At 59.9% G+C, this 22,383-nt stretch carries 19 protein-coding genes and 1 other RNA gene; 7 read left to right on the top strand and 13 right to left on the bottom strand.

The genetic code is table 11. The features are described from left to right. Positions 1–146: 146 nt before the first annotated feature. From ACB028_RS03750 to smpB, 9 genes are all read right to left on the bottom strand, one after another. Positions 147–1,295 carry an iron-containing alcohol dehydrogenase gene (locus ACB028_RS03750; RefSeq protein ID WP_371143535.1) on the bottom strand — a complete coding sequence of 383 codons (1,149 nt, stop codon included), beginning with the start codon at positions 1,293–1,295 and terminating at the stop codon, positions 147–149. A gap of 92 nt (positions 1,296–1,387) precedes the next feature. Continuing rightward, positions 1,388–1,813: an L-fucose mutarotase gene (gene fucU / locus ACB028_RS03745; RefSeq protein ID WP_371143534.1), complete on the bottom strand. Its 426-nt coding sequence runs from the start codon at positions 1,811–1,813 to the stop codon at positions 1,388–1,390. A gap of 10 nt (positions 1,814–1,823) precedes the next feature. After that, on the bottom strand, positions 1,824–2,666 hold the full coding sequence (locus ACB028_RS03740) for a class II aldolase/adducin family protein (protein ID WP_052445754.1): 843 nt from the start codon (positions 2,664–2,666) through the stop codon (positions 1,824–1,826). Continuing rightward, positions 2,663–4,111 (bottom strand): L-fuculokinase, encoded by a 1,449-nt coding sequence (fucK, locus tag ACB028_RS03735; protein ID WP_371143533.1) that lies wholly within the window; start codon positions 4,109–4,111, stop codon positions 2,663–2,665. Before fucK ends, ACB028_RS03740 begins: the two co-directional genes overlap by 4 nt. 53 nt (positions 4,112–4,164) lie before the next feature. Then, positions 4,165–5,943 (bottom strand): L-fucose isomerase, encoded by a 1,779-nt coding sequence (locus ACB028_RS03730; protein ID WP_371143532.1) that lies wholly within the window; start codon positions 5,941–5,943, stop codon positions 4,165–4,167. Between the two features lie 10 nt (positions 5,944–5,953). Beyond that, positions 5,954–7,222, bottom strand: coding sequence for an L-fucose:H+ symporter permease (fucP, locus tag ACB028_RS03725; protein WP_082037556.1), 1,269 nt, complete (start codon positions 7,220–7,222; stop codon positions 5,954–5,956). A gap of 94 nt (positions 7,223–7,316) precedes the next feature. Continuing rightward, entirely contained in the window at positions 7,317–8,051 is a 735-nt protein-coding gene (locus tag ACB028_RS03720; RefSeq protein WP_042027570.1) for a DeoR/GlpR family DNA-binding transcription regulator, read from the bottom strand. Positions 8,052–8,787: 736 nt separating this feature from the next. After that, positions 8,788–9,147, bottom strand: a transfer-messenger RNA (tmRNA) gene (gene ssrA, locus ACB028_RS03715). Positions 9,148–9,326: 179 nt separating this feature from the next. Beyond that, positions 9,327–9,815 carry an SsrA-binding protein SmpB gene (smpB, locus tag ACB028_RS03710; protein WP_026455809.1) on the bottom strand — a complete coding sequence of 163 codons (489 nt, stop codon included), beginning with the start codon at positions 9,813–9,815 and terminating at the stop codon, positions 9,327–9,329. A 169-nt stretch (positions 9,816–9,984) separates the two neighbouring features. On the opposite strand from smpB, the gene ACB028_RS03705 reads away from it, so the two are divergent. Together ACB028_RS03705 and ACB028_RS03700 are read left to right on the top strand one after the other, a co-directional pair. Then, positions 9,985–10,419: an SRPBCC family protein gene (locus ACB028_RS03705; RefSeq protein WP_026455810.1), complete on the top strand. Its 435-nt coding sequence runs from the start codon at positions 9,985–9,987 to the stop codon at positions 10,417–10,419. Further along, a complete protein-coding gene (locus tag ACB028_RS03700) occupies positions 10,412–10,771 on the top strand; it encodes an RnfH family protein (RefSeq protein ID WP_124240417.1) in 360 nt (119 codons plus the stop codon). The genes ACB028_RS03705 and ACB028_RS03700 overlap by 8 nt, the downstream gene beginning before the upstream one ends. 92 nt (positions 10,772–10,863) lie before the next feature. Here the strand turns inward: ACB028_RS03700 and ACB028_RS03695 are convergent, their stop codons facing one another. Both ACB028_RS03695 and fadE read right to left on the bottom strand, forming a co-directional pair. Beyond that, entirely contained in the window at positions 10,864–12,138 is a 1,275-nt protein-coding gene (locus ACB028_RS03695; protein ID WP_371143531.1) for an amidohydrolase, read from the bottom strand. A 144-nt stretch (positions 12,139–12,282) separates the two neighbouring features. Beyond that, positions 12,283–14,739 (bottom strand): acyl-CoA dehydrogenase FadE, encoded by a 2,457-nt coding sequence (gene fadE, locus ACB028_RS03690; RefSeq protein WP_371143530.1) that lies wholly within the window; start codon positions 14,737–14,739, stop codon positions 12,283–12,285. A 258-nt stretch (positions 14,740–14,997) separates the two neighbouring features. Between fadE and lpcA the strand changes: the two genes are divergently transcribed. The 3 genes from lpcA to ACB028_RS03675 all read left to right on the top strand — a co-directional run bounded on the left by lpcA (position 14,998) and on the right by ACB028_RS03675 (position 17,145). Next, entirely contained in the window at positions 14,998–15,576 is a 579-nt protein-coding gene (gene lpcA / locus ACB028_RS03685) for a D-sedoheptulose 7-phosphate isomerase (protein WP_026455813.1), read from the top strand. A gap of 135 nt (positions 15,577–15,711) precedes the next feature. Then, positions 15,712–16,503 (top strand): class II glutamine amidotransferase, encoded by a 792-nt coding sequence (locus ACB028_RS03680; RefSeq protein ID WP_026455814.1) that lies wholly within the window; start codon positions 15,712–15,714, stop codon positions 16,501–16,503. Positions 16,504–16,809: 306 nt separating this feature from the next. Then, complete coding sequence (locus ACB028_RS03675) at positions 16,810–17,145, top strand: Hpt domain-containing protein (RefSeq protein WP_201940995.1); 336 nt, start codon at positions 16,810–16,812, stop codon at positions 17,143–17,145. Positions 17,146–17,179: 34 nt separating this feature from the next. Here ACB028_RS03675 and yvcK read toward each other — a convergent pair whose 3' ends face one another. After that, complete coding sequence (gene yvcK / locus ACB028_RS03670) at positions 17,180–18,094, bottom strand: uridine diphosphate-N-acetylglucosamine-binding protein YvcK (protein WP_124240421.1); 915 nt, start codon at positions 18,092–18,094, stop codon at positions 17,180–17,182. Between the two features lie 113 nt (positions 18,095–18,207). On the opposite strand from yvcK, the gene ACB028_RS03665 reads away from it, so the two are divergent. Next, on the top strand, positions 18,208–19,413 hold the full coding sequence (locus ACB028_RS03665) for an FIST signal transduction protein (RefSeq protein WP_371143529.1): 1,206 nt from the start codon (positions 18,208–18,210) through the stop codon (positions 19,411–19,413). Beyond that, positions 19,410–21,506 carry an ATP-binding protein gene (locus ACB028_RS03660; RefSeq protein WP_371143528.1) on the top strand — a complete coding sequence of 699 codons (2,097 nt, stop codon included), beginning with the start codon at positions 19,410–19,412 and terminating at the stop codon, positions 21,504–21,506. The genes ACB028_RS03665 and ACB028_RS03660 overlap by 4 nt, the downstream gene beginning before the upstream one ends. 237 nt (positions 21,507–21,743) lie before the next feature. Here ACB028_RS03660 and ACB028_RS03655 read toward each other — a convergent pair whose 3' ends face one another. Further along, positions 21,744–22,319, bottom strand: coding sequence for an LON peptidase substrate-binding domain-containing protein (locus tag ACB028_RS03655; protein WP_026455820.1), 576 nt, complete (start codon positions 22,317–22,319; stop codon positions 21,744–21,746). Positions 22,320–22,383 lie beyond the last annotated feature (64 nt).

Genomic DNA, 22,383 nt, shown 5'->3' with positions numbered 1-22,383 from the left:
CAACTGTTTTTGCAATGAGGAAGGGATGGCCCGGGCGGCTGGCATCAGCACAAAAGGTTGCCATGGTGCCATATTGCCACATGAAAGGGCCGCGGCTGATACCGCGGCCGTCATGATGTCAGGGGGGGACCGCCTGCAACAGAAGGCTAGAGCGCCGCCAGATAGAGTGCGCGGATCTGTTCGGGATCTGCGGCGCGCGGATTGCCGGGGGCACAGGGGTCGGCCATCGCCTTGTCAATCCAGCGGTCGATGTCGGTGCTGGTGATGCCAAGGGCCGAGAAGCCGGCGGGGATGCCCACCCGTGCCGAGAGGGTACGGATTGCCTCGATGGCGGCCTGGCTCGCCTGTTCCTCGTCCATGGTGGTGGTGTCCACGCCGAGGGCGCGGGCGATGGCGGCAAAGCGGCTCACGCACACCGGCCGGTTGTAGTCGCAGATGACGGGCAGCAGGATGGCGTTGCAGACCCCGTGGGGCAGGTCGTGGGTCGCCCCCGGTTGGTGCGCCAGCGCATGTACCAGACCCAGCCCCGCACTGTTGAACGCCATGCCGGCCAGATACTGGCCATAGGCCATCATCTCGCGCCCTTGCAGATCCTGTCCCTGTTCCACCGCGTGAGGCAGCCAGCGGCCGATGATCTCGATGGCCGCCAGCGCCGAGTGATCGGTAAGCGGATGAGCCCCTTTGGCCACGTAGGCCTCGATGGCGTGGGTCAGGGCATCCATGCCGGTGGCGGCGGTCACCGCCGGCGGGATACCGAGCATCAGGGTCGGGTCATCCACCGCGATATCGACCAAGATGGCGGGATCGATGATCACCTCCTTCACCTGGCGGTCGGTGTCGGTGATCACCGCATTGCTGGTCACTTCGGCGGCGGTGCCGGCGGTAGTGTTGATGGCGGCGAGAAAGGCGCCGCGTTTGGCCACCTTGCCCACCCCGCTGTAGGCGGTGACGGGGCCCGGGTTGGCGGTGAGGATGCTGATCCCCTTGGCGGCGTCGATGGCGCTGCCGCCGCCGAGGGCGATGATGCAGTCACTGTCGCTGCGCACGAAGGCGCGATATCCTGCCTCGACGATCGCCACAGTCGGGTTGGGCATCACCTCGCCAAACAGGCAGTGATCGAGCCCGCGGGCGGTGAGCCCCTCCACCACAGGTTGATGCAATCCGAGGCGCAGCAGATCCCGGTCGGTCACCAGCAGCGCCCGCTTGAAACCCTCTTGCGCCACCCGATCCAGCATGTCACCGATGGCGCCCGCGCCGTGAAAACTCAGTCTGGGCATGGCCAGCATAAAGCTCATGATTGTCTCCTTGAACATTTCGAATGTATCCATGAACGGGTCTGCCCGTTCATCGGGACACTCGGGCGGGGCCTGGCCCCGCCGCATCAGGGTCAACTCGGGGTGACCCCTTTTTTAAGCAGGATGTTGCCGTACTTGGCGCACTCGCCGGTGATCAGGATGGCGTAGGCCTCCTTCGCCCGCTCATAGAAGGCGAAGCGATCGATGCGCGTCACGTCGACTCCCGGGTTGTGCCCGGCCAAGGCAGCCAGGTAGCGCTGCTCCACGGCCGAATCCAGCTCGTCTCCCGCCACCGCCGCCATCATCACCAGGGGCGGGGCGTAGGCGTCGAGTTCAAACAGCGGGCTGATGGCAGCCAGCAGGGCATCGACCGGGATGCCGTCGGCCCTCAGTACCCGCCGGCCGAGCTGGTGGGCCGGGAAGTGGGCATCGGCGAGGATCAGCTCGTCGCCGTGGCCCATCTCGGCCATCACCTTGAGCAGGTCTGGGCTGATGAGGGGCGAAATTCCCTTGAGCATGGCGTTCTCCTTAGCGGGTGTGCAGCGGGCGGCCGGCAAACTCGGTCGCGTTAAAGAGCTCGGCATCGCTGCGTTCGCTGCGGGCATCGGGCATGCCGAGGGCCTGGCGAATGCGGATGAAGTCGCGCATCGAGGCGGCATCGACCCGGGTGATGGGGCGTTCCAGCTCGGTGGCCAGCAGCAGGATGCGGCAGTAGGCGTCGACGTTCTCGAGCTTCCAGTAGGCATCCTCCACGTGATCCCCCCAGACGATGACGCCGTGGTTCTCCATGAAGATGCACTGGTGATCGACCGAGGCCTCTCCCACGTTGTGGGCGTTCTCCTGGCTCCCCGGGGTGGCATAGGCGGCCAGCCCCACCTCGCCGAAGAAGATGTCCGGCTCTGGCATGATGCCGGAGGGGGGCACCGAGCCCGTGATGAGGAAGGCGTTGGCATGGGCCGGGTGAGCATGCACGCAGGAGCGGGCACCGCTGCGACGCATGATGGCGAGGTGGGTCTTGATCTCGCTGGTGGAGGGGCGGATGCCGGCCTTCTGGCGCCCGTCCATGTCCACCAGGCAGAGGTCCTCGGGGCGCATGAAGCCCTTGCTGATCAGCGTCGGGGTGCAGAGCACCAGGTTGTCGCCGACGCGTACCGAGATGTTGCCGCCGTTGCCATCCACGTACTCTTTTTGCCACAGGCGGCGCCCGATGTCGCAGATGCGTTGTTTGAGCTGCTCCATGGGAGCGCTGTAGAAAAAGGCATGTACCTGCTCCGGGGTGACGGGGTCCTTGCCCTCTTCCCAGTGATAGACGAAGTCGGGAAGAGGCGGGTTGATGGTCCAGTCTGCGGCAGTACGAATATCACAGTTCATGAGTGCAATTCCTTGTAGAGAGTCTGGTAAGCCCCGGCATCGGCCGAAGGCTGGAAAGGGGTATAGCGTCTGGTGAGGGCGGCATGGGCAGCCGCCAGCGTGGGGTGCAGCTGGGCACCTGTCATGGCATAGAGGGCGGCGCCGAGCACAGTGGTCTCCGCCTCGTCGATGGCGAGCACGGGCAAGCCCAGCACATCGGCCTTGATCTGGTTCCACAGGGCATTGCGCGAGCCGCCGCCCACCACCAGTAACTGCTGCGCCTGGAAGTGGCCAATCTGCTCGAGCCGGGTCAGTTGCCCCTTGAGGTGAAAGGCCAGCGCCTCCAGGGCGGCGCGATAGAGATGGCCGCGACGGGTCGAGAGGGAGAGGCCGGTAAAGGCCCCTTGGCCATGCCCCACGCCATTGGCCAGCAGATTGGGTGCCATGCGCACGCCGTCACAGCCGACCGGCACGGCGCGCGCCTCATCGATCATCGCCTCGTAATCACCGCCCTCGGGCCAGCCAAGAGTGCGAACCCATTCCAGCACGCCGGAGGCGAGCCACTGCAGGCCGGGATTGAACTGGCCGCGGTCGGCATCCAGCTCGCAGGTCGAGTCTGCCACCCGGGCCAGGGCGTCGCTGTCTACCAGCGGGGTGCGCACCATCAGGATCTCCCAGGTGCCAGACGAAAGGACCGGTTGATCCGGGCCCGCGCCGGAGCCTGCCAGGGCGAACTGGGTGTCATGGCCGGCGCTCACCACCGGGATGCCGGCAGGCAGGCCGAGCCGTTCGGCAAAGTCGGGCAGCAAGGAACCGATCACTTCGCCCGCTGCCACCATGGGCGGGAAGAGATGCTCGGGCAGGTCGACCGCCTCCAGGATGGTGCGGCTGAAACACTCCTGCTGCAGACTGAGCAGCTGGCTGGTGCCGGCCATGGTGCGGTCGGTCGTCATCTTGCCGGTCAGGCGGTGATTGATGAGCGACGAGATGAAGAGCCAGGCGTGGGCGCGCTCGACCAGCTCGGGGTGCTGCTCGCGCAGCCAGATCAGCTTGTAGAGGGTATTGAAGCCAAACTGGCCCACCCCGGAGAGGCGCTGCAACTGCTCGGGATCCAGATAACGACGGATCTGCTCCATCACCGCCACGGTGCGCGGGCACTTCCAGCTGATGATGGGGTAGAGCAGCTCGCCCCGTTCATCCACCAGGGCACCATCGACGCCGAAGGTGGTGACGGTGACGGCCCGGATCTCGCACCCGGCCAGCGCCGGTTGCAACTCGCGGCAGCAGTGGGTGAAGCGTGCCAGGATCGCCTCCAGTGACCACTGGTGCCACTCCGGATGTTCCCGTGCAGGCTCGGTTGCATTGGCCACGGCTGCCTTGGCCACCACTGCACCTGCGGTGTTGACGGCAATGGCCCGGACATTGGTGGCACCACAATCGAGCACGATGACAACATCTTGCCTCATGACAACTCCTTACAACGAGGGAAGAGAGCAGGGCCTTGCGGCCCTGCCGGTACTTAGCGGTAGAGCGGGCCGTAGTTGGCGCAGGCGCGATAGTCCTGCCCTTCGCTGTCCATGCCGTGGGCGCCCCAGGCGGAGGGCCGGAACACCTTCTCTTCCGAGACGTTGTGCATGCAGACCGGGATGCGCAGCATGGCGGCCAGGGTGAGCAGTTCGCTGCCCACATGGCCGACCGTCAGCACGCCGTGGTTGGCACCCCAGTTGGCCATGACCGAGTAGACATCGCGGAAGGCTCCCTGCCCGGTGAGGCGGGGAACGAACCAGGTGGTTGGCCAGGTGGCGTCGGTGCGCTCGTTGAGCACGTCGTGGACCTGTTGCGGCAGCGTCACGCTGTGGCCCTCGGCGATCTGCAGGATCGGACCTATCCCCTTGACGATATTGATGCGGCTCATGGTGAAGGGGATGTCGCCCTCGGTCAGGTAGTGTGTGGAGAAGCCACCGCCACGGAAATACTCGTCAACGGCCGGACACCATTCGGTGGCGGCAAGACAAGCCTTCACGTCGTCCTCGGTCACTTCCCAGTGGGGCTTGATGGTCGGCTTGCCGTTGGCGTCGCGCTGACGGCCGGTGCCGTCGAGGGCGGCGGAGCCCGAGTTGATCATGTGGATGATGCCGTGCTCGGCCAGCCCTGCCAGACGGTGGCCGGTGACCCGCTCGACTGCCTCGGGGGACCAGTAGGTGCGCACATCGCAGAAGATCTGGGCGGTGCCGGTCAGACCGTAACCCAGCAGCATGCTCATGGCGTTGAGGCTGTCATTCTCGGTGCCCATGATGATGGGGGCACGGGGGCCGTTCCAGTCGAACGAGCTGTTGAGCAGGGTTTCGGCGGTGTCACCGTTGGGGTATTGATCGGTCCAGTGGCGTTGGCCCTGGAAGCCGCCGACGATGGCGTTGTAGCCGAGCGCCTCTTCGCCAAAGCCGAGCTCGGCCAGGCGCGGGTTGCCCTGCATCATGTCGCGCATGCAGATCGCCATCAGCAGACTCTCGCGCAGGACGGCCTGCTTCTGCTCCGGGTTGCGGCGACGCTCGGGAGGGTTGCGGTCAGTCCCTTCGTTGAAGTACTTGTCGGCCCAGCTCTGGGCCAGCTCCAGCTCGGCCGAGTCATAGATGCCCTTGTCCATACGGCGACGCAGCTCTGTCATGTCCACTGCCTGGACCTTCATGCCGAAGAACTCTTCGAAGAAGGTGTGATCGACGATGGAGCCGGCGATCCCCATGGAAACCCCGCCGAGGGAGAGATAGCTCTTGCCACGCAGGGTGGCGACCACCAGACCGGCGCGGGCGAAGCGCAGCAGCTTCTCCTGTACGTCGGCCGGAATGCCATCGCTGTCTGCATCCTGCACATCCTTGCCGTAGATGGAGAAGGCGGGCAGCCCTTTCTGGTTGTGGGCCGCCAGGGCCGCTGCCAGGTAGACGGCGCCCGGACGCTCGGTGCCGTTGAAACCCCAGATGGCTTTGGGGCGCAGCGGATCCATGTCGATGGTCTCGCTGCCGTAGCACCAGCAGGGAGTGACCGTGATGGAAAGGCCAACGTTGCAGGATTTGAATTTCTCCTCGCAGGCGGCGGACTCGGCCATGCCGCCGATGGTGGTGTCGGCGATGACGCATTCCACCGGCTCGCCGCTCGGATGGCGCAGGTGCTGGCTGAGCAATTCGGCTGTCATGCGAGCCATCTTCATGGTCTGCTCTTCCAGGGATTCACGGACCCCCATGCGACGACCATCGATGGTGGGACGGATGCCGATGGTGGGGAGTGCGCCGATCAACTTGTTCATGTCTTGCTCCTTATGCCTTGTGGCCTTTGAAACCGAAGTGAATGAGGTAGATAAATCCGATAAGCGGGATGATGAATGCCATGCGAATGCCGGCCATGTCCGAGATCTGGCCCATCAGGGCAGTCAGGACGGCGCCGCCGAGGATGGCCATGATGAGACAGCTGCCGCCGAACTGGGTGTCCTTGCCAAGGCCGTGTACCGAGAGGCCGAAGATGGTCGGGAACATCAGGGACATACAGGCGGAGACGGCGACCAGGGCGTATACGCCAGCCATGCCGCCGGCAAACATCACCCACAGCAGGCAGAACGACGCTCCCATGGCCAGCAACCCGAGCAGTTTGGCGGGGGAGATGTAGGTCATCAGGGCGGTGCAGATGAAGCGGCAGGCCGAGAAGATCACGATGGAGGCGAGCAGGTAAGTGGATGCATCAGCCTCGTTGCCGCCCACTTCCGTCATCACGTAGCGAATGGTGTAGGACCAGCAGCCAATCTGGGCGCCGACATAGAAGAACTGGCCCAGCACGCCGCGCACAAAGTAGCCCCTGGCCAGCAGGCGGGCGAAGCTGCCCTTGAGGTCCAGCCCCGTGCTGTTGGTATCGTGCGCCACCGGCATGCGGGTAAAGGCGATGGCCAACCACACCGCGACGATGACCAGGGCCACCATCAGATAAGGTCCCATGACCGCGGCCAGCTCGCCGGCCTGGATCTGGCCGAGTTCGTCGGCGGACATCAGTGCCCGTTCGGCATCGGTGGCCGGATTCAGTTGCGAGAGAATGTAGAACTTGCCGATCAGCACGCCGGTGATGGAGCCGATGGGGTTAAACGATTGCGCGAGGTTCAAACGACGGGTGGCGGTTTCCTGCGGGCCCATCGCAATGATGTAGGGGTTGGCGCTGGTCTCCAGAATGGAGAGACCACCGGCCAGCACGAACAGAGAGGCGAGGAAGGGGCCATAGGTCATGATCTGGCTGGCCGGATAAAACATCAGTGCACCGGTGCAAAAGAGCCCGAGCCCGAGCAATACCCCCGCCTTGTAGCTGAACCGCTTGATAAAGAGAGCAGCGGGCAGGGCCAAACAAAAATAGGCACCATAAAAGGCAGTCTGAACCAGACCCGATTGCATATCCGTCAAGGTGAATACCTTTTTGAATTGAGCAATCAGGACATCCGTCATATTATTTGCAAGCCCCCACAGGGCAAAGCAACTGGTCAGCAAAATAAAGGGGATCAATATACTTCTGGGAACTACCTGACTGGATATTCCCGTGCTTTCGGGCACAATATCATCGCGGCTGTTTTCGCAAACAGCGGCATTGGATATATTAGCCATAATGTAAACTCCATTTATTTTATATTGAGTTGGGTACAGTGTGTTATTTTTTGTATCTGCTTAATTGCCTTATATTGTTTTCATCTTTTTCTGTCAGAATTACATCAACATCGTTGAATTGACAGATCCTGACAATTCCGGAGCGGTTCTCTTTCCGGGTATCAGCCAGCAATACCTTCTGCCTGGCTGAGGCCAGCATCACCTTCTTGGTCGATGCGTTTATCTCATTGTTTTCCCAGACGCCGTTGCCTTTGCTGTAGGCGGCGCAGGAGAAGAAAAGAGTATCCACCCGGTACTGGCTGATGTTGCCACTGGCAATGGTGCCAACGAAGGCGGCATATTTCTCAGAGTATTCACCACCGATGGCGATGGTCTTGATATTCTTCTTGACTGCCAGGCTCAGCACATTTCGAAATGAGTTGGTGATTACCGTCATGGATATATCTGGCAGCGCTTCAGCCAGGTACCAACACGTTGAACTGGCATCGAGCATGATAATATCGCCGGGGTTAATCAGGGCCAGCGCCTTATAGGCGATCAGCTTCTTTTCAATAGAACTCTCGTGCTTGCGTTTATTGAATGCCAGCCCGGCATCGGCATTATCCAGAGAGATGGCACCGCCATGCACTCTTTTTACAGAGCCATTGGATTCCAATTCCTGCAGATCACGACGTATTGTTTCCAGCGATACTGAAAAACGCTCGGAGAGTTCCTTAACGGTGACTGAACCGGCTTGAACAATATATTTTTCAATATCGATAACACGAGGTGACAACATAATTGGCTCTGCTTTGTTGGAATGAGCCGATTATAGGGGGAGGTGACTCGTAATATGTGTGATCTGACGCAGGATTTACCGAGTGAAAAACGGATGTAAAACAATCAAAACGGGCATAACCCCACATGGGTGATGCATATAACTAGTTGAAGTATATGTATTTGGTTGAAAACAAGGCTTGCCCGTTTCGGCATTGATTATCCGAAATCGGGCAGTATTCAAATACAAAAAATTGAATTGGCTCACAGAGAAAAGAGAGCCTTAAAAATGGGGGGCATGTATTCAAGATGAAGCAGTAAATAGAGATCCTGAAAGGATGTCGTGTATTGGCATCATTGGAATCCTTTTTGTCATTCGTCAGATTGTCTGAAATTCGTGCGTGTTGACGTGTTGGTGTAACCCGCCATCAAGAATGAAAAACCGGGAGCGGGTGAAAAAACGGGGGAGATGGCAGGACAAACACAGGTGTGGTGAGGCTGGCGGCACGAGATGGCAAAGCCGGGCTGTTTACCAAAATATGACAAAGCGCCGTGCCTGGCTGATGGCGATGCGCTGAAAATGAAAAATGGCGTGATGAGTGGTACTGCACGTCTAAACGTTAGTATCCAGAGCGGCTTGCGCTGTCGGTGAAGATTTTTGTGGCTGGGCTGTGCTTGGAGTCTCGGCACGGTTGAATAGACTGCTCGATAACCAACAAAAAGGGCCTCTTCCGAAGAAGAGGCCCTTTCCAAACGTTTGGTGGAGCTGGGGGGATTTGAACCCCCGTCCAAAATTACTACATCCTTGGCACTACATGCTTAGTCACTCTTTACATTCGCCAACCCGCTGCGGAGAGACACGCCACGAATTGACTAGCTCGATTGGTTTTAATGCTTCCGCCCCGAGCAGGACTTCCACACGATCCTGTGAAGGATGACCTTCCGATTCCCTAGGACACAGGCAAGCTAGGGTAGAAGGGCTCTGCGCAGGTTATTAAGCTGCCAGTGCGTAGTTTTCGTCGTTTGCGACTATTTTTTTGCGGTTTATTAACGAGGCCTACCGCACCTCGGCATGCACCTTGGGTTTCGTGAATCTTGTCGAATCCAGAATCAGCCCCAAGTTGTTAAGAGGGATTGTACGCAAAAATGCTGCCATGGCAAGGCGTTGATGGCCATTCCCGCGGGGAGCCGCTCCGTTTGCCGATTTATTGTGCGCAAGCAGGGGGGAGAGGGTAAGCGGTAGGCCAGAAAAGAAAAAGTCCGGGCTTGGAGCCCGGACCTTGCAGCATCAATCGGATTAGCCGCGATTTTTGTTCTTCATGATGCGGGCTTTTTCCCGATCCCATTCGCGGGCCTTGGTATCTTCGCGCTTGTCGTGCTCTTTCTTGCCTTTTACCAGACCGATCTCGACCTTGACCCAGCACTGTTTCCAGTAGAGGGCGAGCGGCACTATGGTGTAGCCCTGACGGGCGATCAGGCTCTCGAGCTTGTCGAGTTCACGCCGGCTCAGCAGCAGCTTGCGGGTACGGGTCGGGTCACACACCACGTGGCTGGAGGCAGCCTGCAGTGGCAGGAAGCTGGAGCCGAACAGGTAGGCCTCGCCATCGCGGAAGATGACATAGGCTTCGCTGATGTTGGCCTTGCCCGCCCGCAGGGATTTGACTTCCCACCCTTGCAGAGACAGACCCGCTTCGATCTTCTCTTCGATGAAGTATTCGTGGCGCGCGGTTCTGTTGAGTGCAATGGTGCTGGACCCGGCTTTGTTTTTACTGTTTTTTTTGCTCATGACGGGCGATTTCCGGCAATGACTAGGAGGCTCGTATTATACGTAGGCGAGGGCGGCTGTAAAACGCGCAGCGGCTCGAGTGGCGGCTTAATGAGCAGTTTGGCCGAGGTTTTACCTCCACAAGCCGGAACATGATGATAAAATCGCGGCGATTGGATGAGGAAAAGTCATGCCCCGTATTACTCGCAGTGCCCTGGTGATGTTCAGTGCAGAACAGATGTTCAAGTTGGTTAACGATGTGGATGCCTATCCGCAATTTTTGCCCGGTTGCGTCGGCAGTCGTGTGCACGAGGCCGGCGATGACTACATGATGGCCTCGGTGGATGTGGCCAAGGCGGGTATTGCCAAGACCTTTACCACCCGCAATCAGCTGGACATGAACCGCCAGATCAGGATGGAGCTGGTGGATGGCCCGTTTCGCAAGCTGGCGGGCTGGTGGACCTTCACTCCGCTGGATGTGGATGCCTGCAAGGTGGAGTTCGATCTCGATTTCGAATTTACCTCCAAGCTGATCGAGGTGGCCTTCGGTCAGGTGTTCCGCGATCTGGTGAGCTCCATGGTCGCAGCCTTCTCCAACCGGGCGAAGGAGGTTTACGGTGTCTGAGCAGCTCACCATAGAGGTGGTCTACGCCTTGCCGCAGCAGCAGACGGTGATTGAGTTGAGGGTTGCGCCAGAGACCTGCGTGCTGGATGCCATCGAGCAGTCCGGTATCGTGCAAAAGCACCCCGAGATCGATCTGGCGGTCAACAAGTTCGGCATCTACAGCCGTCCGGTCAAGGGGAGCGATCACTTGCAGGACGGGGATCGCATCGAGATCTATCGACCGCTCATCGCCGATCCGCGCGAGATGCGCAAGAAACGGGCCGAGAAGGCCAAAGAGGAAGGTCGGGCCGATGCGGTGACCGGCGGTCGCCCCAACACCAATCGCAAGCGGGGCGATGGCGAGTCGCACTAGTGAGCCGCTCCGGGTTCCATTGCGATGCATTCGTCAAAAAGGCGCCCAAGGCGCCTTTTTTGATCCTGCGATATAGCCTTTTACCGTGCTGGTCAGCGCGCCGCCGCTGGCTGTGTGCCCTGACGGGCGAGCACCCAGGAAGTCAGCAGATCGACCCCGCTTTGCATCACCCGCTCATCGAAATCGAAGGCATTGTGATGGTGTGGCGCCGCGAGATCGGCTCCGAGCACCAGGTAGGCGGCTTCGCCTCCCTGCTTTTGCACCCGCTCCATCAGGAAACCAGCATCCTCACTGGCGCCGAAGCGGCGAGTCTGGATGGTGGCGAGCCCCAGCTGGCGGGCCAGGGTGGTCAGTTCGGCCTGCAGGGTGGGGCTGTTGTCCAGCGCGATGGCCTCGCCCTGCTTGATGATCTGGTAGGTGACTCCGTGGGTCATGGCCACCCCTTCGACGATACGCTGCACCTGGCCGAACATGTAGTCGTTTAGCGCGCTGTCGGCGCCGCGGGTCTCGCCGCGCAGTTCGGCATGATCGGGGATCACGTTGCGGCCGCTGCCGCCGTTGAGCTGGCCGATATTGATGCGGGTCATGCCATCCCGGTGGCGGGGAATGGCGAGCATGGCGCTGGTGGCCATGCAGGCGGCGGCCAGTGCGTTGCAACCGGCGTTGGGCTCAAGACCTGCGTGGGCCGCCGTACCCATGAAGTGCACATCGAACTTGGTGGAGCAGAGAAACTCGGTGGGGTTGATCACCAGCTCGCCGCTGCTGGCGTGGATACCGATATGCAGGGAGAGCAGGGCATCCACGTCATCGAGCGCCCCGCCGGCCGCCAGCGCCTTGCCGCCGCGACACCCCTCTTCGGCAGGCTGGAAGAAGAGCTTGATGCGCCCCCCCAACTGCTCTTTCATCGCCATCAACCGGCTGGCCAGCCCCATGCCGATGGCGGTGTGGCCATCGTGGGCGCAGGCGTGCATCCACCCCTTGTTGTGGGAGGCAAACCCTTCCCGCTGCGGTTGATGCTGCTCGTCGCCGGACTCTTCCACTTCCACCGCATCGATGTCGAAGCGAAAGGCGAGCGTCGGGCCGGGGCGGCCGGTGTCCAGCTCTCCCATCAGACCGGTAAAGTCACCGATGCGATCCAGCCAGTCGGGATGCGCCCCCTGGCGGCGGGCGCGGGCCTTCTCGGCCGCCACGTCCAGATCCCGCCCCATCACCAGATTGCTGGCCAGCAGCTTGTCACCGAGCACGATGTGATAGCCGAGTCCGCTCAGGTGGTGGGCGATCAGGCTGGTGGTGCGGAACTCTTTCCAGGCGGCTTCCGGCAGGCGGTGCAGATCGCGGCGCCACTGGATCAGGTGCTCAAGGCTCATCTCGGCTTCCTTGTTTGTTTGAACTGCCGGCTATTGTGCCCTTTTTTGTGATCAAGAACAGAGGGGAGGCGGCTGGCGCTTTGTCGCTACCGTACAGAATAAAAAACGCCTCCCGGTGGGAGGCGTCATTGGCAGAGCGGCGACTCAGGCCGCGTGATGGTAAGCGGAAGCTTCAAACAGCTGCTTGTTGGCCACCAGATCGATGGGGTCGAAATCATCGACGTTGATGGTGCGCAGGCGGCTCACTTCGGCGCGGCGCAGCAGGTCGGCCTCGCTCTGGTTCAGCACGCCGGCGGCCAGCCCGATGTCGGCTACCTTGTCCAGCGCCAAGAAGGGACGCTTGATGCCATCGGCCTTGCACACCTTGTCAAACAGCGGTTCGGCGGCCAGCACGTCATCGAGTGCCTGCTCCAGCAGGCCGAAGGGGTTGCCCTCCTCGCGGGTGAGGTATTGTCCCTTGGCCAGGCGGCTGCGGGTTTCGCTCGGCGTTTGCAGCAGGCGGGCTACCTGGTTGTCCAGCTTGTCGCTCGGGCGCTTCATGTCGCGACCCAGCGGCAGCACGATGACGCGCAGAGCCAATCCAATCCAGCGGTTCGGGAAGTTGCGTAGCAGTTCATCGATCGCCTCCTGTGCCTTGAACAGGGCATCTTGCAGCGCCCAGTGCAGCAGCGGCAGGTCGGCCTGTTGGCGTCCTTCGTCCTGATAGCGCTTGAGGGCGCTGGAGGCCAGATAGAGCTGGCTCAGCACGTCGCCGAGACGGGCGGAGACCCGCTCCTTGCGCTTGAGCTCGCCCCCCAGGGTGCCCATCGCCATGTCCGACAGGAACGCCAGGTTGGCGGAGAGACGGGAGAGCTGCTGGTAGTAGCGCTTGGTCTGATCCCCATAGGGGGCTGCGGCGAAGCGGGCACCGGTGAGACCCAGCCAGAAGCTGCGCACCAGGTTGCTGATGGCAAAGCCGACATGGCTGAACACTGCCTTGTCGAAGTCCTTGAGGGCCTGTTCCTTGTCCGGGTGGCTGGCCGCCAGCATCTCGGGCAACACGTAGGGGTGGCAACGGATGGCGCCCTGGCCGTAGATGATCATGCTGCGGGTCAGGATATTGGCTCCTTCCACCGTGACGGCGATGGGGGCACCCTGATAGCCGCGGGCCAGATAGTTGTTGGGACCCATGCAGATGGCCTTGCCGCCGTGGATGTCCATGGCATCGATGATGCACTTCTGGGCACGGTCGGTGAGGTGGTACTTGACGATGGCGGAGATGACCGAGGGCTTCTCGCCAAGGTCGATGCCGGTCACGGTCAGGTTCGCCGCGGCGCCCATGATGTAGGCGTTGCCACCGATGCGGGCCAGCGGCTCTTCAATGCCTTCCATCTTGCCGATGGGCAGCTTGAACTGGCGACGGATGCGGCTGTAGGCGCCGCTCGCCAGGGCCAGCATCTTGACGCCACCGGTGCTGTTGGAGGGCAGGGTGATGCCGCGACCGACCGAGAGGCACTCCACCAGCATGCGCCAACCCTGACCGGCCATGGCCGGGCCGCCGATGATGAAATCGAGCGGAACGAACACATCCTTGCCCTGAGTCGGGCCGTTCTGGAACGGCACGTTGAGCGGGAAGTGGCGACGGCCGATGCCGACTCCCTTGATGTGGGTCGGGATCAGGGCGCAGGTGATGCCGAGCTCCTCTTCCTCCCCCAGCAGGTGCTCCGGGTCACGCAGTTTGAAGGCGAGCCCCAGCACGGTGGCGATAGGGGCCAGGGTGATGTAGCGCTTGTTCCAGGTCAGGCGCATGCCGAGCACCTCTTCCCCTTCCCACTCGCCCTTGGTGATGATGCCAAAATCAGGGATGGAGCCCGCATCTGAACCCGCTTCCGGGCTGGTCAGGGCGAAGCAGGGGATCTCTTTACCGACCGCGAGACGAGGCAGGTAGTAATCCTTCTGCTCATCGGTGCCATAGTGTTGCAGCAGTTCGCCCGGGCCGAGGGAATTGGGCACGCCGACGGTGGAGGCCAGCACGGCGCTGGCGCCGCACAGCTTTTGCAGCACGCAGGACTGGGCGTAGGCGGAGAACTCCAGGCCACCATATTTTTTCTTGATGATCATGGCGAAGAACTTGTTGTCCTTCAGGTATTGCCACACCTCGGGGGAGAGATCGGCGCGCTCGTGGGTTACCTCCCAGTCGCTCACCATGCGGCACACCTCTTCCACCGGGCCGTCCAGGAAGGCCTGCTCTTCGGCAGAGAGGGTGCTGACCGGGATGGCGTGCAGCTTTTTCCAGTCCGGGTTGCCGGCAAAGAGGTCGGCTTCCCACCAGGTAGTGCCCGCTTCGATGGCTTCTTTTTCGGTGCGGGACATCTCTGGCATGATGGATTTGTAGAGCTTGAACAGCGGCTTGGTCAACTGGTTGCGGCGAAATTCCACCAGGTTGAGGGGGATGGCAACCACGGCAAACAGGGCCCATACCAGCAAGGGCACATGACCGTAGAGGGCCCCGATGATAAGGGCGGCGAAGGTTACCAGGGTCGAGATGAACAGGGATGCCCGGCGATAGGCCAGGGCTCCGATAACCAGGATCACCCCGAGCAGAGTGAGGGTCGTCGTCATTGCTTGCTCCTTGCGTGATAGGTTGCCAATGTGGCGTAACTGATCCAGAGGTCTGACCTGTTTGGTCTGGCCCTTGTTGTAATTCATACGCACAAAGTTATCAAGTTGTTTACAAGCTCATTACCTTGCGACTGTGATCCCCGTAACGTGGCAGGCCAGCCTGTGGCGCGACCTGCCGAGGGAGGGGGCGACGACGGGATTGCCTTGTGCGAGAATAGCGGCGACTTACACGCACACTAAAAAAGTGGAAGAGACATCATGTACCAAGAATTGATCCGCAATGAACTGACCGAAGCCGCCAGCGTGCTGCAAGCCTTCCTGGCCGATGAGCAGAATCTGAAGAATATCGAGGCGGCCGCCAAGCTGCTGGCTGACTCCTTCAAAGAGGAAGGCAAGGTACTCTCCTGTGGTAACGGTGGCTCCCACTGCGACGCCATGCACTTTGCCGAGGAGCTGACCGGCCGCTATCGCGAGAACCGTCCGGGTTATGCCGGCATCGCCATCTCGGATCCGAGCCACCTATCCTGCGTCTCCAACGACTTTGGCTATGACTTCGTCTTCTCCCGCTACGTCGAGGCCGTCGGCCGTCGTGGCGACGTGCTGCTCGGCATCTCCACCAGCGGTAACTCAGGCAACATCCTCAAGGCCATCGAGGCGGCCCGTGCCAAGGGCATGAAGGTGATCGCCCTGACCGGCAAGGATGGCGGCAAGATGGCGGGTCTGGCCGATGTGGAGATCCGCGTTCCGCACTTTGGTTATGCCGACCGCATTCAGGAAGTGCACATCAAGGTGATCCATATCCTGATCCAGCTGGTCGAAAAAGAGATGGCCAAGTAAGTGGCATTGACGCCGGGCAGGAGTGTGCCTGTCCGGCATCGCCAATCTGGACAAGCGGCTTGATGCAAAGAAAGGCTATGCTTTTCTGCCAAGTCAGCCAGATGAACAAGTAGTCAAGGAAGGAGTGGTCCAGATATGTGCGAACTGCTCGGCATGAGCGCCAATGTGCCGACCGATATCTGCTTCAGTTTTACCGGCCTGATGCTGCGTGGTGGCAAGACGGGTCCCCACAAGGATGGCTGGGGGATCACCTTCTATGAGGGGAAGGGGTTTCGTACCTTCAAGGATCCCGAGCCCAGTGCCCACTCTCCCATCGCCAGGCTGGTACAGGCGCTGCCCATCAAGAGCTGCGCCGTGGTCAGTCATATCCGCCAGGCCAACCGGGGCTGCGTGTCGCTGGAAAATACGCACCCGTTTACCCGCGAGCTGTGGGGACGGTACTGGACCTTTGCCCACAACGGTCAGCTGACCGGCTACAAGAGGCTGGCCACCGGGCGGCACAGGCCGGTGGGGGATACCGACAGCGAACACGCCTTCTGCTGGCTGCTCGACAGGCTGGAGCAGAAGTATCCCAGGCGACCGGCCAACTTCCCCGCCATGTTTCGCTACCTCGCTACCCTGTGTGACGAGCTGCGGGCATTCGGGGTGTTCAACATGCTGCTCTCGGACGGGGAGTATGTGATGACCTTTTGCTCCAACAATCTGCATTGGTTGACCCGGCGTGCCCCCTTTGGTGAAGCGAGTCTGCTGGATGAAGAGGTGGTGATCGATTTTCATAGCGAGACGACCCCCAATGACGTGGTGACCATCATCACGACTCGTCCGCTGACTGGGAATGAACACTGGGTCAAGATGGAACCTGGTGAGTTTAACTTGTTCCGGTTGGGTGAGCGTATCGCCAGCAATCACGACGAGATCGGCCAATAAAAAAATACCAGGGTAGATACCTACCCTGGTTCTTCGCAGCAGCCATAAAGGGCAAAAGGGATGAGAGGTGTTGCTGAGCATCATCACTCTGATGATGCTTAGTGTTACTTGAATGTTAATTTGTTGCAATGATGTTATTTTGCATTGCTGTCAAAGCGTGTTGATATTTTGAATCCGATCACGTTTTTCGTCTTTGGGTTTGTATGTTGAAGCAGTTTGCCGGTCTCAGGTGAGCTGTCAGGGCGTCCGTGGCCTGAAAACTATCTATAGTATGGTCTGTTTGAATACCATTTTGAGAGGCCTCGCATGGAGTGGGTGGATCGCAAGGTGTTGCAACAGCTGGCTGATGATATCGGTCAGGAGATGTTGCCGGTCGTGATAACCGTGTTTATCGAAGAGGTGGGGGAGCAGCTGAGCCAGCTTAGACCACTTTATGAACAACAGGATTGGGAGGCGCTGGCCAGGGTGGCACACAGCATGAAATCCTCCTGCGGCAGCTATGGTGCCCTGACGAGCTATCAGCAGGTGATGGCGCTGGAGCTGGCGTGCAAGCAGGCCGATAGTGACGAGGCTGCGCGTCAGCTGCAGCAACTCGAACACTCTCTGCCACAGGTGTTGGCCTTTCTGGCCGATTACCACTGAAAACCGGCCACTGCCACACGGCAGTGGCGGCGTCTTAACGCTGGTTGAGCAGGTGCCCTATGGTCTTGTCCAGCGCCAGCTTCAGTTTCAGCCGGTCATGGCGATGGGGCAATGCCGTCTCGCCCAGATCGGCTTCGATCAGGCGACCTTGCCATGTTTCCCCTTCCCCTGCGCCAAAGGGCGCCAAAATGGCATCAATTCGGCCATGTCCGATCCTGGATTCCAGCCAGCGGCACTGGCTGGCCAGATCCAGTTGACCGGCAGGCCCTTTCTCCGCAACCAGGTTGCAGATGAACACCACCATGGCATTGCTTTCGTTGATGGCCTGGGCGATCTCCGCCAGCAGCAGCGGCGGCATGATGGAGGTGAGAAAACTGCCTGGGCCCAGGATGATCATGTCAGCCTGCTGCAGTGCCTGTACCGCTTCGCGGGTGGCCTGCACTTCCGGCATCAGGCTCAAGGATAGGGGGGGAGTAGCCAGCTGATCGATGGAGACCTCCCCCAGGATCTGGTTGCCGCACTCCATATGGGCACAGAGATCGGTGGGTAATTCGGACATGGGTAACAATTGTGATTCAATTTTGAGCATGTCACTGATGAGCTTGATAGCATCCAGAGGGCGGACGCAGAGATTGTCCAGTGCCAGCAGCATCAGGTTACCAAGATTGTGTCCTGCCAGTTCGCCACGGCCGGCGAAGCGGTACTCAAACAGCAGGCTGCCGATACTGGGGTCGGTGACCAGCTGGTTCAGGCAGTTGCGCAGATCCCCCCAGGCGATGCAATCCTGGCTCTTGCGCAGACGGCCGGTTGAGCCGCCATCATCCGTGGTGGTGACGATACCGGTCAGCCGCTGACCAAGGAAGGAGAGGGCGGAGAGCACCCGGCCCATACCGTGGCCACCACCGATGGCAACGACCCGATCGAAGTCATTGATGTTTTTTTGCCACATGAGGGCATCCTGTCACTGGGGTTGATAGAAGGTTATGTTAGCAAGGAATATGAGCTAATTACTTGATAAGGGTATGACTTTTGCTTGCGACATGAATCCGATAACGCAAGGAGATGGTGTTGAACTTTCTGACCGTTCACTCTCTTGAGGAAAATTCCCTGCTGGCGGCTCAAGATATCTGCGCGCGGCTTCATCACCATGCCATGCAGTCGCCTTCCCTGTTGCTGGTCTATTTTACCCAGGCCCATGATGCTGCGGTACTGCGCGAGCAGCTTGGGCGTCAATTCCCGACGACCCCCTTGCTGGGGTGCAGCTCCTGCGGTGGCGTGATGACCGAAATGGGACATCATGTCAGGCAGGAGCATGGCGTGGCAGTGGCTGCTTTTTATGATGAGAAGGGGGCTTACGGCGTTGCCGGCGCCGAGGGGGAACCTGTGGATGTGCGTCTGTTGTTGCGCCGGGCCATGCTCGAGTGTGGTCGCCCGGGCGAACTGCCCCAGCTTGTTCTGGTTCATGCCAGCCCGGGCCAGGAGGAGGAAGTATTGGCCTCTATCGAAGCTGAGTTTGGTCACTCGGTACCCGTGGTCGGTGGCTCGGCGGCGGACAGCAAGGTGAGTGGCGACTGGCAACTTTGCTGGAGTGAAGGGCAGAGCAAGCAGGGGGTGGCGCTGGCGGTGCTTTATCCTGACTGCCAGCTGGCCTTCCAGTTTCACTCCGGTTATGTACCCGCCGAAAGCCACGGCGCCATCACCTCCTGTGATGGGCGCGAGGTGTTGACGATCGAGCATGAGCCCGCTGCAGAGGTGTATGCCCGCTGGTGTGGCCGGCAGCAATCCTGGCCAGTGGGCCCCATCCTGCACGAGAGCACCCTGACTCCTCTGGCCCGTCAGGTGGGTACCCTGGATGGTGTCCCCTACTACAAACTCTCCCATCCCGAAGCCGTGACGGAGCGGGGTGGGCTACGTCTTTTCACCGACGTGACCGTGGGCGAGCGCCTGTGGTTGATGTACAGCAGCCAGGAAGGGCTGTTGCAGCGCAGCCTCAGTGCCATCCGGATCGATCCCGAGTACGGTGTCGATGCCAGATTGCAACCCGTCGGGGCGCTGATCATCTTCTGTGCTGGTTGCCGTCTGGCGCTGGGTGATATGCTGTATCAGTTTGTGGAGCAGAGCCAGGCCCGGCTTGGCCAGATCCCCTTCATCACTCCCTTTACCTTCGGGGAGCAGGGGCGGCTGCCCCATGGTGAACTGGCTCATGGCAACCTGATGGTATCGAGCGTGATCTTTCTGACCAATGACACAGGACAGGCGACAAGATGATGGAGAACGGTGAACTGGAGGCGCTGGGCGAAAAGTTGCAAACCGCTCTGGTCGATCTTACCCGTTGCCGTGAACGTGAAGCCAGGTACCGTGACGAGTCCCACACTCTGCTCAAAGGGGTAGAGACCCTGGCTGATGCCAAGACCCTAGAACGGGTACTGGAGAGTCTGATCGAGGTACTGAGACCCTTCATCGGTTTTGAACACGCGGATGTGGTGGCCTGGGAGGGAGAACAGGGCATTACCCACCTGAGCAGCGAGACGGGAGAGCAGGGGCGCTTCTGGTCAATGACGCCGGCGTTTGCCAGGGCCATCGCCGGCGAAACCCTGGTGATCTACGATCCCTCCCTGCTGCCCGAGCTGGCGCCTCTGGCCTGTGAGCCAGGCTGGGCCAGCCTGCTCTTGACCGGATTGCAGGCCCCGGGTTTTACCGCCATCCTCATCTGTCGCCATTCCCAGGCAGGCACCTTCGATCTCACCAGCAAGGCCGCGATGCAACGCTGTCGTCCGCTCATCGCCCAGGCGCTGGTCAATATCACCTACCGTGCCCGTTTGCAGGAGCAGGTTGCCGCCAAAACCGAGGCATTGCAGGCCAGTGAGCGTCGTTTTCGCAGCTTTGCCGCCATGGCTTCCGACTGGTTCTGGGAAACCGATGCCGAGCATCGCCTCAGTTTTGCCTCCGAACCGGGTTACATGGAGGAATTCATTACCCCTTCCTCCCAGCCAACCCTGCATGACTATCTATACAACAAGCAGAGTCCGGAATCCCAGGGCTACCTGCGGCTGCTTGAGCAGCGGGCGCCACTACGGGCGGCACGGGTTTTGGTGGCCTTGCAGGACAGAGCCTGCTGGATGGAGGTGAACGCGGAACCCTACATGGATCAGAACGGCCACTTCCTCGGCTATCGCGGGACGGCACGGGATATCAGCAACCAGATCAAGCGGGAAGAGGAGCTGGCCAGGGCTCGTGATGAGGCGGAAGCCGCCAACCGGGCAAAATCCCAGTTCCTGGCCATGATGACCCACGAGATCCGCTCTCCCATGAATGCTGTGCTGGGCATGCTCGATCTGTTGCTGCATGCCGAATTGTCTAGCGATCAGCAGGCGCTGCTGCGCCATGCCACCCATTCTGCCCGTCTGCTGCAAACCATCATTGACGATGTGCTCGATTTCTCGAAAATCGAGTCCCAGACCTTGTTGCTGCAGTGCGAAAGTCTGCAACCTGTCGGGTTGTGTCAATCGATCATCGAACCCCTGCTACCCCGGGCGAAGGCCAGTGGCATCGAACTGTTGTGCCAAGTGGACGAGGCGGTGCCACAGACGTTGCAGGGGGATCCGATGCGATTGTCGCAAGTGATCGGCAACCTGCTGGACAATGCCCTCAAGTTTACCGAGCAGGGCCGGATCGTTTTGCGGCTGGAGTGGCATGACGAGATGTTGAGGGTGTCCGTGACCGATACCGGGCTCGGTATTGCTGCGGCCGATCAGACCCTGCTGTTCAAACCCTTCTCCCAGGTCGACAACTCGGCGACGCGCCGCTTCTCCGGTGCTGGGCTCGGGCTTGCCATCAGCAAACGCCTGGTGGCATTGATGGGAGGGGAGATATGGCTGGAGAGCGAGCCTGGCAAGGGGAGCTGTTTCTGGTTCGATCTCCCCGGTATGGCCCAGCCCTGTTATTGTCAACCGGTACGGGAAGAGAGTGCCCAGACCTTGCTACCACTGGATGTGTTGGTGGTGGAAGACAGCCCGGTTAACCAGCTGGTGGTCTCCCTGATGTTGCAAAAACTGGTCAGCAAGGTGCGCTTGGCCGCCAATGGCCTGGATGCACTGACTCTGGTGGAAGAGCAGCTGCCGGATCTGATCCTGATGGATATGCGCATGCCCGAGATGGATGGACTGGAAGCCACCAGGCGACTGCGTGCGCAAGGGGTGACCATCCCCATAGTTGCGCTGACGGCCAATGCAATGGCGGAGGACAAGGCGAGCTGCCTGGCGCAGGGGATGGATGATTTTCTGGCCAAGCCGATCACGCTGGCGAGACTGCAGGAATGCCTGGCGCGCCATTTCAGTCAGCGATTGCCGGAGCGTGGATAAAAAAAATGGTCAACTTGTTAGGTTGACCAGTTCTTCAGCAAATACTGAAGAGAGCACGGGATAAATCGGGTTGTATTAAACTGTATGAAAAATCTGTGCCAACTTTTAATGACTCTTTTTGTGTTCAATTCGGCCGATTAGCGCAACGGCTCTCTCTTTTTCATCTCCCTGCCTTTTGCAAAATGCGAATAATGAATTTTCATTGTCGGAATAATTGCATTTTGCAAAGGCTTTTTATCACTGCGAAATCAGGCGATGCAGAAATTGACGAGCCGCTTCGCTGTTTTGTTTGGCAATCAGCATCTGCTTTTCATAAATCGGCATCGGCAGGATCTCGAGCCAGCGCTGGCAAAGCCAGGAAGCATCTTCAAATCGTTTCTCGGGATAGAGTTCATCCAGTTCCGGATACTGCTCGAAGACTTCCCGCAGGCGATTTACCAACAACTTGTCGTTGAAGTCCGAATGGATACTGGGCCAGTTGGGCAGCATTTCCACTTTTGCCCGACGCAAACCGCTCGGATCCGTCTCCATCTCATGGATGCAGAAGCGTTCCAGACCGAGTACGGTGACGCCCAGCAATCCGTCGTTCAGGGTGTAGAAATCGGTGACCTTGACCCGGGTGCCGACAGGCAGGATCCGGCCGGATTGTCCCGAGGTGGTCGACTCTTCCATCACGATGCCGAAGCCCTGATCGTTGATGAACGATTCCTTGAGCATCTGCAGATGATGGGACTCGAACAGACGCAGAGGCAGCTTGCCGCCCGGAAGTATGTGGGAAGGCAGGGGGAACAGGGCCAAAGGTTGAATTTTCATGTTCCATCCTCCATTGAGTAGTTGCTGGATAAGACAATGCAGCGACTGTGCCAGAGAATGAAAA

Origin of the sequence: Aeromonas sp. S9(2024) (assembly GCF_041403185.1) — a bacterium.
Taxonomy (GTDB): Bacteria; Pseudomonadota; Gammaproteobacteria; order Enterobacterales; family Aeromonadaceae; genus Aeromonas; species Aeromonas enteropelogenes.
The sequence above is the reverse complement of the archived record's forward strand: the minus strand, read 5'-3'. Positions and strand labels throughout refer to the sequence as shown.